The sequence below is a fragment of the Nocardioides sp. Z40_12 genome, from assembly GCF_058215795.1.
The window spans coordinates 162,238-176,419 of the sequence record NZ_JBZAJA010000001.1 but is presented as its reverse complement, the minus strand read 5'-3'; the positions used below and the strand labels follow the sequence as shown (position 1 = coordinate 176,419).

Below are 14,182 nucleotides of genomic sequence, written 5' to 3'. Positions count from 1 at the left end.
GATGGACGCGGTGCGCGGCACCAGGATCGCCGAGCTGGAGCGCAGGGTCGCCGACCTCGAGGCCGACCTCGCGGAGCTCCGCCAGCACAACGTGCGACTGGCCGAGCTGACCGACCTGGTGCAGGAGCTCCTCATCCCGATGGCGAGCCGCGACGAGCAGCGGATCTCCGAGGCGATCGCCCGGTTCAACGAGAGCCTGTAGTGGTCGAGCGGGTCCTCCTCCACATCGGACTGCCCAAGACCGCGACGTCCTACCTGCAGACGATCATCTGGAGCAACCGCGACGCCCTGCGCGCCGCGGGTGTGGTGGTGCCGGGGCGGGAGCGCCGCGACCACCTCTGGGCCTCCCGCGTGGTGCGCGAGGACCCGCACCTGCACCGGCACCCCGAGCACCACGCCACCTCCTGGGAGCGGATCCGCACCGAGCTGGCCGCGGCGGACGGGACGGGCCTGGTCAGCCACGAGTTCTTCGCCGCCGCCTCGCCCCGGCAGGCGCGCGCCGCGGTCGAGGCCCTCGCCCCGGCCGAGGTGCACGTGGTGGTCACCGCCCGGGAGCCTCTCGGGCTCTTCACCGCCAGCTGGCAGGAGAGCCTGAAGAACGGCGGCACCGTCGCGATGGCCGACTACGGCCGCTCGGAGTCGCGGAGCCCGGAGGCGATCTGGGACTGGCGCACCCTCGATCTCGCGCTGGTCCTGCGCCGGTGGGGCAAGGCCGTGCCGCCCGAGCGGATCCACGTGCTGCCGCTGGACCCGCAGGCGCCGCGGGAGGAGATCTGGCACCGCTTCGCCGGCCTGCTCGGCGTGCGCCCCGACGCCTTCGACCTCTCCGCCTCCTTCCCCAACGCCTCGATGGGCGTCGTCGAGGCCGAGACGCTGCGGCGGGTCAACCTCTCGCTGCGCGACTCCGACCACCCCTTCGACCGCGCCTTCGACAAGGGCGTCTACCTGCGCACGTTCCTGGCCGACGAGCGGCTGGTCCCGCGGGCCGGGGAGCGCTTCTGGCCCGAGCCCGACCAGGTCGAGGACTGCCGGGCGCGGGGGAGACGGGCGGTCGAGCTGCTCACCGACGGCGGGTTCGCCGTGCACGGGCGGGTGGAGCACCTGCTGGTGCCCGACGAGCTGCCCGAGCGCCGGGTGCCGGCCTCGGTGACCGACAGCGAGGTAGCCCAGGTCGCCGTCGACCTGGTGGGCAGGCTGCTCGACGACGTACGGCGCCTGCGCGCGCCCGGCGACGGGGCGGACCCGGCCGGCTCGGCCGCGCCGTCCGCGGGGTCGGCCCGCCCGCGCGGCCGCGCGGTGCTCGCGGGCGGCCTGCGGCGCCTCCTGCGGCGGGGAGGCGGCTCAGTCGGGGAGACGGCGCCGGGTCGTCCGGCGCGCCCAGCGGGCGCGTCCTGAGCGCAGGCCGCCGCGCTCCCGCTCCCGCTCGCCCGGCTGCTGCGCCTCGGCGTTGAGCCAGCCCTTGGGCTCGGCCGCGAGGCGCTGGAGCCCCGCGAGGAGGGCGGCGCGCTGCTGGCCCTGGAGCGGCTGGGGCCGGTGGGTGCCCTCGGCCGGGTCGACCCGGACCAGGAGCCCGAGCTCGGAGAGGGTCTCCACGTGGTCGCGGGTGGTGGCCTCGTAGAGGCGGCGCAGGTGCCGCTCGGCCACCTCGGGCGGCAGGTCCTTGGCGACCAGGGTGCGCAGCGCCTCGGCGAGCGGGGCGCGGTTGGGCCGGAAGCCCGCCGGTCCGGCGCCCACCATCGCCGTCCACTTGCGGACGAACTCGGCTCCCGAGATCGCGTCGTAGTGCAGGACGCGCAGCGCCGGGTCGGCCGCGCCGTCGACCACCTGGCCCGAGGGCTCGACCGCCTCGTGCAGGGTCAGCCGCAGCCCGGCGGAGGGGCGGACCCCCGACTTGCCCTTCACGTGACCGTGGAAGTAGGAGCCGTTGGTGGGGGCGTCCAGCAGCCCGAGCACGTGGAGCAGGTTGAGGTCGGCGTCGCCCAGCAGGCGTTTGAAGAGGACGGGCCGGCCGGCCGGATCGGGCTCGCTGACCGCCTCCAGGGGGGTGAGCCAGGCGGCGCCGGTGCTCGGCGGCAGCGCGTCGAGGACCGCCCGGTCCCCGGCGAAGACCTCGTCGCCGTCCAGGTGGAAGACCCAGGAGGCCCACGGCTGGTCGGCGAGCGCGTGCACCACGGCGTTGGCGTTGATCCGCTGGCGCACGTTGAGGCTCTTGGGGCGCTTGCCCTGCCACCACTGCCGCCCGGCCGGGGCGACCGTGACCTGGGGCACCGAGGCGAGCCAGGCGCGGACCTCGTCCTGCCGGTCGGCCTTCGGGGCGTCCAGGAAGACCACCATGTGGTCCACGCCCATCGCCAGGTTGGCGCGGACGAAGTGCTCGACGTTGCCGGGGCTGTCGAGGATGGTGGAGACCGTCATGAGCATGTGTGGAGGGTAGCCAAGGACGACCTGCGAGGGGTCCTCCCGGGCCCCCGCCGCGACTGGGTGCCCGCCGCCCGGCGCTGTGTAAACTCCGCGCATGCCCGATCCGAGCCACAAGGCCCGTGGGGGTGGGAACAGGGTCCTGGTGGCGGGCTTCTTGGCCGTGTGCCTGCTGGCAGTCGTCGTCCTGGCTGCGGTCCTCGCGGAGGAGCGTGGCGCCTCGCCCGCGGCCGCCCCGACGCCCGCCGTCCAGGTCGAAGCGCCCCTGGACGCCTCGGCCTACCGGTCGGTCAAGGGCGACGGCGCGCTGCGGCCAGCGGCGGCCCGGAGGATCGCGAAGGCCCGCAAGGCCTACCGGCGCACGGCCGACCTGATGCGGTTCGACACCGGTCCCCGGCCCTGGCGCAAGGTCTGGACGCCGGCCCAGCTCGCCGAGCGGAAGGCCGCCCGCGAGGCGAAGAAGGAGCGGATCCGGGCCCGCCGCGAGCGCAAGAAGATGCAGGGCGCGCCGTTCACGATGGTGGTGGGCAGCTTCAACGTCCTGGGGAGCCAGCACACCGCACCCGGCGGGGAGCGGCGCAGGTTCCCCCCGGCCTCGGTGCGCAACGGCCAGGCGGTGGGCTACATCCGCGGCCACGGCGTCGACGTGCTCGGCACCCAGGAGCTCCAGGACGACCAGCTGCGCGCCCTGCAGGCGATGACGGGCATGGCGGCCTACCCCGGTTTCGAGTGGGGGGTCAAGGAGACCGACAACTCGATCCTCTGGGACCCGGCGAAGTTCGAGTTCCTGTCGGGGGAGAGCTACACGATCACCTTCGTGGGACGGCCCCGGCCCCAGCCCATCGTCAAGCTGAGGCACAAGCTGACCGGGCAGCAGTTCTACGTCGTCAACACCCACCCCTCGCCGGGGCAGGGCAACGCGCTCGGCGAGCGGCGGCGCGCCCAGGCCACCACGGTCGGGGTGGTCAACCGGCTCAAGGCCGACGGGATCCCGATCATCCTCACCGGCGACATGAACGACCGCCAGGAGTTCTACTGCCAGGTCGTGGGCCCGGCGGGGATGACCACCCCGCAGGGCGGCTCCTACGCCGGCGGCTCCTGCCATCCCCCGGGCGGGCACCTCGCCGTCGACTGGGTGGCCGGCACCGGGGTGACCTGGAGCAACTACCGGATGGACACCTCCCCGGTGGCCCGCCGGGTCAGCGACCACTTCTTCATCAGCGCCACCGCCCACGTGGACTGAGGCCGCGACTTCACCGATCCGCCCGGGCCCGAGGCATGCTGGAGGGGACGACCCTGGGAGGGGCCGGCGAATTCCACCGGTGGAATTCGCCCGAAGGGGTTCCCTGGGGTTGTTGTGACTGGTGTGATGTGTGTGACTCGGGGCTGAGCGCCCCGACCTCGTCCCGAGCAGCAAGGAGCGCCCTGTGATTCCCGCCCCCCTCTCCCGCACGCCTCGTCGTCGCCGATCCCGTGGAGCGACCGCGGCGGCCGGAGTGCTGGCGCTGACGGCAGGGACCCTCGGCGTGACCGGGCTCGGCGCCGCGGGCGCCGGTGCGTCCGCCGGGACGCCGCTGGCCTCGGTCAACATGCCGACCCCCACGCTGACGCCGACCCCCACCCTGACGCCGACCCCCACCGTCACGCCGACGCCGACGCCGACCGTGCCGGTCCCGACGCCGACGCCGACCCCCACCGTCACGCCGACGCCGACCCCGACGCCGACGGAGCCGCCGGTGCCCGCCCCCGAGCCGACCTTCCCTCCCTCGGTGACCGGCTCCGACCTGACGGTCGTCCAGGCCAACCTCGAGTCGCCGCAGTCGGTGGTGGGGTTCCAGGCGGACGTCGTCAGCGTCCGGGCCCAGGCCCCCGACCTGATCACCTACAACGAGGTGGCCTTCCGCCAGGACGTCAACCTCGCGCCGCCGCCGGGCTACGCGATGTTCCGCACCCCCGGCCAGTACACCGGAGCCACCCCCGTGGCCTGGCGGACCGACAAGTGGAGCCCCCTCCTCCAGGGCACCGAGATCCTCTCCGACCACCGCGGCATCCCCAAGGGCAAGCAGACCGAGCTCGGTCGCCGCTCGGCCAACTGGGTGACGCTCCAGTCGCCCGAGGGGCGCGTCCTCTCCCTGGTCTCGGCCCACCTCGCCCCCAAGACCAAGGGCATGCCCGACGTGCGGCGTCCGGGCCTGGTTGCCCTCTCCGCACTGGTCGACAAGCTCGACGACCACGGCCCGGTCCTGGTGGGCGGTGACTTCAACATGCACCACCTCGGCTCCGACTACGCCGCCGACCTGCTGACCCAGGCCGGCCTGGTGCCGACCTACGACCTCCTCGGCACCCGCTTCCCGACCTACGACGGCAAGGGCGCCATCATCGACTACATCTTCCTCAAGGGCACCGACCAGCTGAAGGCCGACGTCCACTACCCGCTCGAGCTCAACTCGGACCACAAGGCGGTCGTCGCCGGGTTCAGCTGGACCGTGGACGCCGCCGGGCTGGTCACCACGGTGCAGAACGACCTCTCCGGCTACGCCTCGCAGCGCCGCGCGGTGCTCAACGCCCTGCAGAAGCCGCTCGCCGAGGCCAAGCCCGGGGACAAGATCCAGATGGCCACCACCCGCCTGGCGCTGCCGGCGCTCTACCGCGAGCTGCTCAAGGCCGGGGAGCGTGGCGTCAAGGTCCAGCTGACCACCCGCTCGGGGACGCTCACCCCGCAGGAGCGCAAGCTCAAGAAGGCGTTCGCCAAGACGAACGGGTCCTGGGTGCGCCGGTGCGGCAAGACCTGCAGCAAGAAGTGGTCCAAGCTGGCCCGCCCCACGACGCTGGTCCTGGTCCGCAACGGCAACAAGCCGGCGCTGCGGCTCGACGTCAACCGTCAGCTGCGCAAGTCGATCATCCGGCGTCAGACCCGGCTCTCGGAGAGCCGTGGCCCGCTCAACCTCCAGCAGGCGGGCGAGATCTTCCGCGACCTGCGCTGACCGGCCGGGCCGGCACCTCGTGCCACGGGCACGCCTTCCCCCGGGAGGGCGTGCCCGTCACGCGTGCACCGGGCGGGAGGGCGGGAAGGGTCGGTTAGCATCTGCGCGACGCACCCCCCGACGAACGGAGTGACCCGCATGCCTCGCCTCTGCCAGACCGAGGACCTCACCGAGGACCAGACCGAGATCCTCAAGGCAGTGCGGACCTTCGTGGAGGAGAAGATCCTCCCGGTGGCCACCGAGCTCGAGCACGCCGACGAGTACCCCACCGAGATCGTCGAGGGCCTCAAGGAGCTCGGCATCTTCGGGCTGATGATCCCCGAGGAGTACGACGGTCTCGGCGAGTCGCTGCTCACCTACGCGCTGTGCGTGGAGGAGATCGCCCGCGGCTGGATGAGCGTCTCGGGCGTCATCAACACCCACTTCATCGTGGCCTACATGCTGATGAAGCACGGCACCGAGGAGCAGAAGCGCAAGTACCTGCCCCGGATGGCGACCGGCGAGGTCCGCGGCGCCTTCTCGATGTCCGAGCCGTCGCTGGGCTCCGACGTCTCCGCGATCTCGACCAAGGCCACGAAGACGGACGAGGGCTACGAGATCACCGGCCAGAAGATGTGGCTGACCAACGGTGGCTCCTCGACCCTGGTCGCCGTGCTGGTCAAGACCGACGAGGGTGCCGACTCGGTCTACAAGAACATGACCACCTTCCTCGTCGAGAAGGAGCCGGGCTTCGGCGAGACCGCCCAGGGCGTGACCGTGCCGGGCAAGATCGACAAGATGGGCTACAAGGGCATCGACACCACGGAGATGATCTTCGAGGGCCACAAGATCTCCGCCGACCAGATCCTCGGCGGGGAGCCCGGCAAGGGCTTCTACCAGATGATGGACGGCGTCGAGGTCGGCCGGGTCAACGTCGCCGCCCGCGCCTGCGGCATCGCCAACCGGGCCTTCGAGCTCGGGGTCGCCTACGCCCAGCAGCGCGAGACCTTCGGCAAGCCGATCGCCGAGCACCAGGCGATCCTCTTCCGGATCGCGGAGATGGCGACCAAGGTCGAGACCGCCCACGCGATGATGGTCAAGGCCGCGCGCAAGAAGGACTCGGGCCAGCGCAACGACGTCGAGGCCGGCATGGCCAAGATGCTCGCCTCGGAGTACTGCAACGAGGTGGTCGAGGCCTCCTTCCGCATCCACGGCGGCTACGGCTACTCCAAGGAGTACGAGATCGAGCGTCTCTACCGGGAGGCGGCCTTCATGCTGATCGGTGAGGGGACCTCCGACATCCAGAAGATGATCATCGGGCGGAGCATGCTCAAGGAGTACAAGCTCCGCTGACCTAGGATCACCACCATGCCGGGCCGTCTCGTCCTCCACGTCGGAGCCATGAAGTCCGGCACGACGTTCATCCAGTCGCGCCTCTTCGCCAACAAGGCGATGCTGCGCAGTCGGGGTGTGCTCGTGCCGGGCCGCGAGTGGCTCAGCCAGGTCTATGCCGTCAAGCACCTCCTGGAGGGGCAGGGGCGGATGTGGGACAAGCACGCCGCCAAGGTCTCGGAGCACCCCGGCACCTCGGTGATCTCCATGGAGTACCTCGGTCCCGCCAGGCCGGCGGCGGCCCGGCGGGTCCGGGAGACGGTCGCGGGCGAGATCGAGGTGGTGATCACCGCCCGCGACCTCAACCGCTCCATCGCCGCGATGTGGCAGGAGACCCTGCAGAACGGTCGCACCTGGACCTGGCAGGAGTACCTCGCCGGGATCGTGGCGATGCGCCCCGGGCACCGCGACCCGGCTGCGCCCGTGGACGAGGCCGGGCGGACCTTCTGGCGCCAGCAGAACCTGGTCCGGATGGCGCGCACCTGGGGTGAGGCGGTGGGTCCCGAGAACGTGACCCTGCTGACGCTGCCGCACCCCGGGGCCCCGCGCAACCTGCTCTGGGAGCGGTTCGCCTCGGTGCTGGGGACCGACCCCGACGGGTTCGCCCCCGCCCCCACCCAGAACGAGTCGCTGGGCGCGGCCTCCGCGCAGGTGATGCGCCGGCTCAACGAGCTGCTGGACGCCCACGACCTGCCCTTCCCGGCCGGGACGCCGTTCCGCAAGGGCCTGCTCTCCAAGACGATCCTGGCCGGCCGCAAGTCGGCCGAGCCCTCCATCGGTCTCCCGGTGGCTCCCTGGGTGCGCGAGCACGCCCAGGAGATGGTCCAGGGCCTCCAGGGTCTCGGCGTCCGGCTGGTGGGGGACTGGTCCGAGCTGGAGCCGGTGGAGGTGCCAGGCATCGACCCCGCGACCGTCCCCGAGGCCGAGGTGACCGAGGCCGCGCTGGTCGGGCTGGCCGGTCTGCTCGCCGACGTGATCCGTCGCGACGAGGAGGAGCGGGCGCAGGCGCGGGCCGCGGCCGCGGCGGCGGGCTGACCCGGAAACCCGGCTGACGTGCTGGGCGGCCCGTGGCACAGTGGGGACCTCGGCCACTCACCCGCCCACCACAGAACGGAGCTGTCATGGACAACGACGACCTCAAGGCCAAGATGCGTGAGGCGCTGGACAAGAAGAACTCCCACGAGCGCGGCGTGCACCAGGACGGCCCCGTCCACGAGAAGGCGCACGGCCCCGAGGTGAGCGGCGGCGCGGCCCCCAAGATGCATCGCCGCAAGGCCGGCGGAGGCGGCGCCTGACCCGGTCCCGGGCAGGGGTGGGCAGGCGTCCGGGAGAGCGGGCGGATGGGGCAGGATGTGCCCCATGAGCCACAGCAAGACCAACCCGGGCAACTTCTTCGAGGACTTCCGCCTCGGCCAGGTCATCGAGCACGCCACCCCGCGCACCCTCACCGAGGGTGATCGCGCCCTCTACGGCGCGATCTACCCCACCCGCTTCGCCGTCGCCTCGTCGGCGGAGTTCGCTGCCTCGGTCGGTCTCTCCGCGCACCCGGTGGAGGAGCTCATCGGCTTCCACGTCGCCTTCGGCAAGACCGTGCCCGACGTGTCGCTCAACGCGGTGGCGAACCTGGGCTACGCCGAGTGCCGGTTCCACCGTCCGCTGGTGCCCGGCGACACGCTGCGGACCCGGTCGGAGGTGATCGGCCTCAAGCAGAACTCCAACGGCCGCACCGGCGTGGTCTGGGTCCGGTCCACCGCGACCGACCAGCACGGCGAGACGGCGCTGGAGTGGGCGCGCTGGGTGATGGTGCACAAGCGCGACACCGAGGCACCGGCGCCCGAGACGGTGGTCCCCGAGCTCGCCACCGTGGTGGAGCCCGGCTCGCTGGTGGTGCCCGCCGGCCTGGACTTCACGCAGTACGACACCGTCGCGGCGGGGGAGCCGCACCGCCTCGGGGACTACGAGGTGGGGGAGCGGATCGACCACGTCGACGGGGTCACCCTCACCGACGCCGAGCACATGATGGCCACCCGGCTGTGGCAGAACACCGCCAAGGTGCACTTCAACACCGAGGCGCGTCCCGACGGCCGGCGGCTCGTCTACGGCGGGCACATCATCTCCCTGGCCCGGGCGCTCTCCTTCAACGGTCTCGCCAACGCCCAGCTGATCGCGGCCATCAACGGCGGCTCGCACGTCTCGCCCGCCTTCGCCGGCGACACCGTGCACGCCTGGTCCGAGGTGCTCGGCAAGGCCAAGGACCTCGCGCCGGGAGTGGGCGCGCTACGGCTGCGACTGGTCGCGACCCGCGGCCGGGACGAGTCGATGACCCTGCGGGGCGCGGACGGCAAGCATGCCGAGGGCGTCCTGCTGGACCTCGACTACTGGGCCCTCGTCCCGCACTGAGCCGGCCGCCGGCCGGCGCGGGTCACTTCCGGCCGAGGGTCTGCAGCGGCTGGATCAGCCGGTTCGGCACCAGCCGGGTGGCGGCGATGATCGCCTTGTACTGACGCCCGGGGACCGAGAGGACCCGGCCGCGGGCGTGGTCGCGCAGGGCCTGCCGCACCAGGTCGTCGGCGTCGAGCCACATGAAGTCGGGTGCCGAGCCCCGGCCCACGTCCATCCGCTCGTGGAACTCGGTCCTGGTGAAGCCCGGGCACAGGATCGTCACCGTCACCCCGCGCGGCCGGTACTCCGCGGCCGCCCACTCCCCGAACTGGTTGACCCAGGCCTTCGCCGCGGAGTAGGTGCCGCGCGGCAGGAAGGCCGCGACGCTGGAGACGTTGATGATGCCGCCGCGGCGACGCGCGACCATCGCCCCGAGCGCGGCATGGCTGAGCCGCATCACCGCGGTGACCAGCACGTCGAGCATCTCGGTCTCGGCCTCGACCGGGTTGTCCAGGAACCGTCCCTTGAGGCCGAAGCCGGCGTTGTTGACCAGGAGGTCGACCGGGCGGTCCGGGTCGGCCAGCCGCTCCTCCACGCGACGCAGCTGCGCGCGGTCGGCGAGGTCGGCCCGCAGCACCTCCACCGCGACCCCGTAGCGCGCGGCCAGCTCGGAGGCCTCGTCCTCCAGGCGTCCGCCGTCCCGGGCCACGAGCACCAGGTCGTGACCGCCTGCGGCGAGCTGGTGGGCGAAGGCGCGGCCGATGCCCGCGGTGGCGCCGGTGACGAGCGCGGTGGGGGAGGTCATGGCCCCAGCATTGCGGTGTGGCGCGCTTGCAGCAAGCGGCCTCGACACAGGAGGGTCGTGCCATGACGACGACACTCGCGGTAGCGAACCAGAAGGGCGGGGTCGCCAAGACGACGTCCGTCGCCTCGATCGGCGCGGCGCTAGTGGAGGAGGGCCAGTCGGTCCTGCTGGTCGACCTCGATCCCCAGGCCTGCCTGACGTTCTCCCTGGGCGTCGACCCCGAGGACCTCGACCTCTCGGTCCACCACGTGCTGACCAAGGGGACCGCCGCCGCGGAGGTGCTGCTGGAGACCCCCGACGGACCCGACCTGCTGCCGGCCACCATCGAGCTGGCGCGCGCCGAGGCCGACCTGCTCACCCGCACCGGCCGCGAGCAGGCGGTCCGGGCCATGCTGGAGGACCTCGCCCGCGACGGTGCCACCTACGACTGGGTGCTGCTGGACTGCCCGCCGTCGCTGGGCGTGCTGACGGTCGGGGCGCTGACGGCCGCGGACGGCGTGGTGGTGCCGCTGCAGTGCGAGACGCTCTCGCACCGCGGGGTCGGTCAGCTGCTCGACACCGTGCACGACGTACGGCGCTTCACCAACCGCGACCTCGTGGTGTGGGGGGTGCTGCCGACCATGTACGACGGCCGGACCAACCACGCCCGCAAGGTGCTGGAGACGATCGCGCAGACCTACGACCTGGCCGTCATCGAGCCGCCCATCCCCAAGACCATCAAGTTCGCCGAGGCGCCGGCCGCGGGCCGCTCGATCCTGTCGACCGCACGCACCAGCAAGGGCGCGGTGGCCTACCGGGAGGTGGCCAGGAACCTGCTGGCGCGGGCGGAGCGGGAGGCGGCCGGCCGCTGAGCCGCGGCGGCCGCCGGCCCGCCGATCAGTCGCTCGTGGCGCCGGCGGTGGCGCCGTTCTCGCCCGACGTCCCGCCCTCGCGGGAGCCGGAGGGGCGACGACGGCGACGGCGGGTGCGCGCCGGCCTGTCCTCGCCGGAGGCGCCCGCCGCGTCCGCGGCCGGTCCGGTGCCGGCGCTCGCCGCCGGGGTCTCGGCGACGGCGCCCTCGACGGCCTGGCCGTTGCGGCTGCGGGTCCGGGTGCGGTCCCGCTCGCGGCCGCGCTGGCCGCCCTCGCGGGCACTGTCGCGCCCGCCCTCGCGGCGGGAGTCGCGGCCGCCCTGGCGCGGGGCGCGCTCGACCGGGGCGGGGTCGACGATGCGGCCCTTGGTGCCCGGGGCGATGCCCTGGTCCTGGTAGAGGTGCTCGGAGGTGGAGTAGGTCTCCTGCGGGGAGTCGAACGGCAGGTCGAGCGCCTTGTTGATCATCTTCCAGCGGTGCAGGTCCGCCCAGTCGACGAAGGTGATCGCGGTGCCCGTGGCGCCCGCGCGGCCGGTGCGCCCGATCCGGTGGACGTAGGTCTTGTCGTCCTCGGGGCAGGTGTAGTTGATGACGTGCGAGACGCCCGCCACGTCGATGCCGCGCGCGGCGACGTCGGTGGCCACCAGGACCCGGATCTTGTTCTCGCGGAACTTGGTCAGCGCCTTCTCCCGGGCCACCTGGGCCATGTCGCCGTGCAGCGGGCTCGCGGCGAAGCCGCGCTCGGCCAGGTCGTCGGCGACCCGCTGGGCCTGCCGCTTGGTGCGGGTGAAGACGATGATCTTGTCGGCGTCCTCGGCCTGGAGAACCCGGCCGATGATCTCCGGCTTGTCGAGGTCGTGGGCCTGGTAGATGAACTGGGCGGTGGCCGGGACCATCGTGGTGTCGTAGGAGGACTCCGCGCGGATGTTCATCGGGTGGCGCATGTGGGTCCGGGCGAGCGAGACGATGGCGGCCGGCATGGTGGCCGAGAAGAGCATCGTCTGGCGGGTCTCCGGGGTCATCGCCAGCAGGCGCTCCACGTCGGGCAGGAAGCCCAGGTCCAGCATCTCGTCGGCCTCGTCCAGCACCAGCGCGTGCACGTGGGAGAGGTCCAGCGCCCGGCGGTTGGCCAGGTCGATCAGTCGCCCGGGGGTGCCCACGACGATGTCGACGCCGGACTCGAGCGCCTCGAGCTGGGTGTCGTAGCCGACCCCGCCGTAGACGGTGAGGACCCGCAGGCCCACGTCCTTGCTGGCCAGGTGGAGGTCGTTGGAGACCTGCAGGGCCAGCTCGCGGGTGGGCGCCACGATGAGCGCCTGGGGCTTGCCCTGCGGGAGGTCGGAGTAGGCCGGGTCGGTCGGTGCGACGCTGCGCTGCAGCACCGGGATGCCGAAGGCCAGCGTCTTGCCGGTGCCGGTCCGGGCCTGCCCGATCAGGTCGGTGCCCATCAGGGCGACCGACAGGGTCATCTCCTGGATGGCGAAGGGGGTGGTGATGCCGGCGCGCTCGAGCGCGTCGCAGATCCCCGGCAGCACGCCGAGGTCACGGAAGGTGGTCACGTAGTCATTCGCTTTCGTCGGGAGCTCGTTGCACTTGCGGCGGACTCGACGATGCGGCCTGCCGCGCACATGCCGGTGTGCGGCCCCTCGACCGCACACCCTCGCGCACGTCTGCGTGCGCGGATGAGTCCACTGTATCGGTAGGGTTCACGCATGAGTGCATCCCAGGACGACACGTCGCCCCAGGGGGCGTTCGCCGACCCCGACTACCGCGAGGCCGTCGTCGACCTGCTGGGGGCCATCGCCTACGGGGAGCTCTCGGCGTTCGAGCGGCTCGCCGAGGATGCCAAGCTCGCCCCCGACCTCGTCGACAAGGTAGAGATGTCGGCGATGGCGGCCGCCGAGTTCGGCCACCTGGTGGGCCTGCGCGAGCGCCTGGTCGAGCTGGGCGCGGACCCCTACGCCGCGATGGAGCCCTTCCGCACCGCGATCGACGACTTCCACGCCCACACCGCGCCGTCCGACTGGTACGAGGGCCTGATCAAGGCCTACGTCGGCGACGGCCTGGCCGCCGACTTCTACCGGGAGATCGCGGTCTACCTCGACAGCGGGACGCGCGAGCTCATCAACGAGTCGCTGGCCGACGCGGGCCACTCCGACTTCGTCGTCGGGCGCGTCCGCGCCGCCATCGCGCGCGACCCCCGGCTGGGGGGTCGCCTCGCCCTGTGGGGGCGGCGACTGATGGGCGAGGCCCTGACCCAGGGGCAGCGGGTGGCGGCCGAGCGGGACGCGATGACCGCGCTGCTCGCCGGTGGCATCGACCGCCCCGGGCTCGACCTGGCCGCGATCGGGCGCATGTTCACCCGGATCACCGAGCGGCACGCCGCCCGGATGGCCGAGCTGGGCCTGGACGCCTGAGCGACCGGGCGACGTCGCGTCGGCTCAGCGGAAGCCGACGGTCCCGGTGACCCCGCCGCCGAGCTCCACGTAGGCGATCTGCGAGCCGGGGACCAGCACCCGCCGGCCCTTGGCGTCGGTCAGCGAGACCGGCGAGCCGTCGCTGATCGCCGTGCTGACCATCTTCTCCACCTCGTCCTGGGCGAGGTCCACGTCGACCACGATCTCGCGCGGGGCGTGCTGGATGCCGATCTTGACCTCCATGGAGGCCTCCTTCTCGAGTCGGGGGAGTCGCGCTGCTGCGCGACCTCAATGTTCCTTCGGGTAGCCGCTGATGCCGCGCCACCCGAGGGCGGCGACGAGCGCGGCTGCGTCCTTCTGGCTGATGGTGTCGCTCTGGTCGCCGTTCGCGGTGTCAGCCAGCCAGAACCTCGCGCTGACCTGTCCCATTCCCACCAGCGCCACCGCGAGCAGCATGCAGGCGCGCATCGGCAGGCCGGTGTCCTTCTGGATCACCAGGGCGATGCTGGAGGCCGCGTCCTCGGTGACCCGCTCGACGCGCTCGCGCACCGCGGCGTCGTTGGTGAGGTCGGACTCGAAGACCAGGCGGAACGCCCCGGTGTCGTTGGCGACGTAGGAGTAGAACGCGGCGATGGCGTCCGCGACGCGCTGCTTGTTGTCCTGGGTGGAGGCCATGGCCTCGCGGATCTTCTCGGTGATGGCGTTGCAGGAGTCGTCGAGCAGCGCCATGTAGAGCTCGAGCTTGCCGGGGAAGTGCTGGTAGAGCACGGGCTTGGAGACACCGGCCCGCTCGGCGATGTCGTCCATGGCCGCGGCGTGGTAGCCGTGGGCGACGAAGACCTCCAGCGCCGAGTCCAGCAGCTGGGCCCGTCGCTCGCGCCGGGGCATCCGAGCACCCCGAGGGCGCCCCTCCGTGTCGTACCTGTCAGTGCTCACCGGCTCCTCCGTCTCACGC

At 72.5% G+C, this 14,182-nt stretch carries 15 protein-coding genes; 10 read left to right on the top strand and 5 right to left on the bottom strand.

Features of this window, described 5'->3' with window-relative positions; genetic code table 11:
• Nucleotide 1: 1 nt before the first annotated feature.
• Both AC4BG9_RS00855 and AC4BG9_RS00850 read left to right on the top strand, forming a co-directional pair.
• On the top strand, nucleotides 2-202 hold the full coding sequence (locus AC4BG9_RS00855) for a DUF6752 domain-containing protein (protein ID WP_490569616.1): 201 nt from the start codon (nucleotides 2-4) through the stop codon (nucleotides 200-202).
• Nucleotides 202-1,395: a hypothetical protein gene (locus AC4BG9_RS00850; RefSeq protein ID WP_490569189.1), complete on the top strand. Its 1,194-nt coding sequence runs from the start codon at nucleotides 202-204 to the stop codon at nucleotides 1,393-1,395. Before AC4BG9_RS00855 ends, AC4BG9_RS00850 begins: the two co-directional genes overlap by 1 nt.
• On the opposite strand, the gene AC4BG9_RS00845 is transcribed toward AC4BG9_RS00850, so the two are convergent.
• A complete protein-coding gene (locus AC4BG9_RS00845; RefSeq protein ID WP_490569188.1) occupies nucleotides 1,342-2,421 on the bottom strand; it encodes a glycosyltransferase family protein in 1,080 nt (359 codons plus the stop codon). The two genes, AC4BG9_RS00850 and AC4BG9_RS00845, sit on opposite strands and share 54 nt — an antisense overlap.
• Before the next feature lie 94 nt (nucleotides 2,422-2,515).
• Here AC4BG9_RS00845 and AC4BG9_RS00840 point away from each other — a divergent pair, with 94 nt between their 5' ends.
• The 6 genes from AC4BG9_RS00840 (at nucleotide 2,516) to AC4BG9_RS00815 (ending at nucleotide 9,173) form a co-directional block, all read left to right on the top strand.
• Complete coding sequence (locus AC4BG9_RS00840) at nucleotides 2,516-3,661, top strand: endonuclease/exonuclease/phosphatase family protein (RefSeq protein WP_490569187.1); 1,146 nt, start codon at nucleotides 2,516-2,518, stop codon at nucleotides 3,659-3,661.
• 184 nt (nucleotides 3,662-3,845) lie between these two features.
• Complete coding sequence (locus tag AC4BG9_RS00835; RefSeq protein WP_490569186.1) at nucleotides 3,846-5,402, top strand: endonuclease/exonuclease/phosphatase family protein; 1,557 nt, start codon at nucleotides 3,846-3,848, stop codon at nucleotides 5,400-5,402.
• Between the two features lie 138 nt (nucleotides 5,403-5,540).
• Nucleotides 5,541-6,734: an acyl-CoA dehydrogenase family protein gene (locus AC4BG9_RS00830; protein ID WP_490569185.1), complete on the top strand. Its 1,194-nt coding sequence runs from the start codon at nucleotides 5,541-5,543 to the stop codon at nucleotides 6,732-6,734.
• A gap of 15 nt (nucleotides 6,735-6,749) precedes the next feature.
• On the top strand, nucleotides 6,750-7,808 hold the full coding sequence (locus tag AC4BG9_RS00825) for a hypothetical protein (RefSeq protein ID WP_490569184.1): 1,059 nt from the start codon (nucleotides 6,750-6,752) through the stop codon (nucleotides 7,806-7,808).
• Between the two features lie 86 nt (nucleotides 7,809-7,894).
• Nucleotides 7,895-8,068, top strand: coding sequence for a DUF5302 domain-containing protein (locus AC4BG9_RS00820; protein WP_490569183.1), 174 nt, complete (start codon nucleotides 7,895-7,897; stop codon nucleotides 8,066-8,068).
• A gap of 64 nt (nucleotides 8,069-8,132) precedes the next feature.
• Nucleotides 8,133-9,173 (top strand): MaoC family dehydratase, encoded by a 1,041-nt coding sequence (locus AC4BG9_RS00815; RefSeq protein WP_490569182.1) that lies wholly within the window; start codon nucleotides 8,133-8,135, stop codon nucleotides 9,171-9,173.
• A gap of 22 nt (nucleotides 9,174-9,195) precedes the next feature.
• On the opposite strand, the gene AC4BG9_RS00810 is transcribed toward AC4BG9_RS00815, so the two are convergent.
• A complete protein-coding gene (locus AC4BG9_RS00810) occupies nucleotides 9,196-9,960 on the bottom strand; it encodes an SDR family NAD(P)-dependent oxidoreductase (protein ID WP_490569181.1) in 765 nt (254 codons plus the stop codon).
• Nucleotides 9,961-10,022: 62 nt separating this feature from the next.
• Here AC4BG9_RS00810 and AC4BG9_RS00805 point away from each other — a divergent pair, with 62 nt between their 5' ends.
• Complete coding sequence (locus AC4BG9_RS00805) at nucleotides 10,023-10,811, top strand: ParA family protein (RefSeq protein WP_490569180.1); 789 nt, start codon at nucleotides 10,023-10,025, stop codon at nucleotides 10,809-10,811.
• Between the two features lie 25 nt (nucleotides 10,812-10,836).
• Here AC4BG9_RS00805 and AC4BG9_RS00800 read toward each other — a convergent pair whose 3' ends face one another.
• Entirely contained in the window at nucleotides 10,837-12,369 is a 1,533-nt protein-coding gene (locus AC4BG9_RS00800; RefSeq protein WP_490569179.1) for a DEAD/DEAH box helicase, read from the bottom strand.
• Between the two features lie 153 nt (nucleotides 12,370-12,522).
• On the opposite strand from AC4BG9_RS00800, the gene AC4BG9_RS00795 reads away from it, so the two are divergent.
• Nucleotides 12,523-13,227: a ferritin-like fold-containing protein gene (locus tag AC4BG9_RS00795; RefSeq protein WP_490569178.1), complete on the top strand. Its 705-nt coding sequence runs from the start codon at nucleotides 12,523-12,525 to the stop codon at nucleotides 13,225-13,227.
• Between the two features lie 24 nt (nucleotides 13,228-13,251).
• Here AC4BG9_RS00795 and AC4BG9_RS00790 read toward each other — a convergent pair whose 3' ends face one another.
• Both AC4BG9_RS00790 and AC4BG9_RS00785 read right to left on the bottom strand, forming a co-directional pair.
• On the bottom strand, nucleotides 13,252-13,470 hold the full coding sequence (locus tag AC4BG9_RS00790; RefSeq protein ID WP_490569177.1) for a DUF3107 domain-containing protein: 219 nt from the start codon (nucleotides 13,468-13,470) through the stop codon (nucleotides 13,252-13,254).
• Between the two features lie 45 nt (nucleotides 13,471-13,515).
• A complete protein-coding gene (locus AC4BG9_RS00785) occupies nucleotides 13,516-14,115 on the bottom strand; it encodes a TetR/AcrR family transcriptional regulator (RefSeq protein WP_490569176.1) in 600 nt (199 codons plus the stop codon).
• Nucleotides 14,116-14,182: the final 67 nt, after the last annotated feature.

Excerpts from the sequence above, each read along its gene's own strand:
- AC4BG9_RS00855 (WP_490569616.1), top strand. The coding sequence starts at position 2 with ATGGACGCGGTGCGCGGCACCAGGATCGCCGAGCTGGAGCGCAGGGTC.
- AC4BG9_RS00795 (WP_490569178.1), top strand. The coding sequence starts at position 12,523 with ATGAGTGCATCCCAGGACGACACGTCGCCCCAGGGGGCGTTCGCCGAC.
- AC4BG9_RS00820 (WP_490569183.1), top strand. The coding sequence starts at position 7,895 with ATGGACAACGACGACCTCAAGGCCAAGATGCGTGAGGCGCTGGACAAG.
- AC4BG9_RS00840 (WP_490569187.1), top strand. The coding sequence starts at position 2,516 with ATGCCCGATCCGAGCCACAAGGCCCGTGGGGGTGGGAACAGGGTCCTG.
- AC4BG9_RS00825 (WP_490569184.1), top strand. The coding sequence starts at position 6,750 with ATGCCGGGCCGTCTCGTCCTCCACGTCGGAGCCATGAAGTCCGGCACG.
- AC4BG9_RS00790 (WP_490569177.1), bottom strand. The coding sequence starts at position 13,470 with ATGGAGGTCAAGATCGGCATCCAGCACGCCCCGCGCGAGATCGTGGTC.
- AC4BG9_RS00845 (WP_490569188.1), bottom strand. The coding sequence starts at position 2,421 with ATGCTCATGACGGTCTCCACCATCCTCGACAGCCCCGGCAACGTCGAG.
- AC4BG9_RS00815 (WP_490569182.1), top strand. The coding sequence starts at position 8,133 with ATGAGCCACAGCAAGACCAACCCGGGCAACTTCTTCGAGGACTTCCGC.
- AC4BG9_RS00805 (WP_490569180.1), top strand. The coding sequence starts at position 10,023 with ATGACGACGACACTCGCGGTAGCGAACCAGAAGGGCGGGGTCGCCAAG.
- AC4BG9_RS00785 (WP_490569176.1), bottom strand. The coding sequence starts at position 14,115 with ATGCCCCGGCGCGAGCGACGGGCCCAGCTGCTGGACTCGGCGCTGGAG.
- AC4BG9_RS00830 (WP_490569185.1), top strand. The coding sequence starts at position 5,541 with ATGCCTCGCCTCTGCCAGACCGAGGACCTCACCGAGGACCAGACCGAG.
- AC4BG9_RS00810 (WP_490569181.1), bottom strand. The coding sequence starts at position 9,960 with ATGACCTCCCCCACCGCGCTCGTCACCGGCGCCACCGCGGGCATCGGC.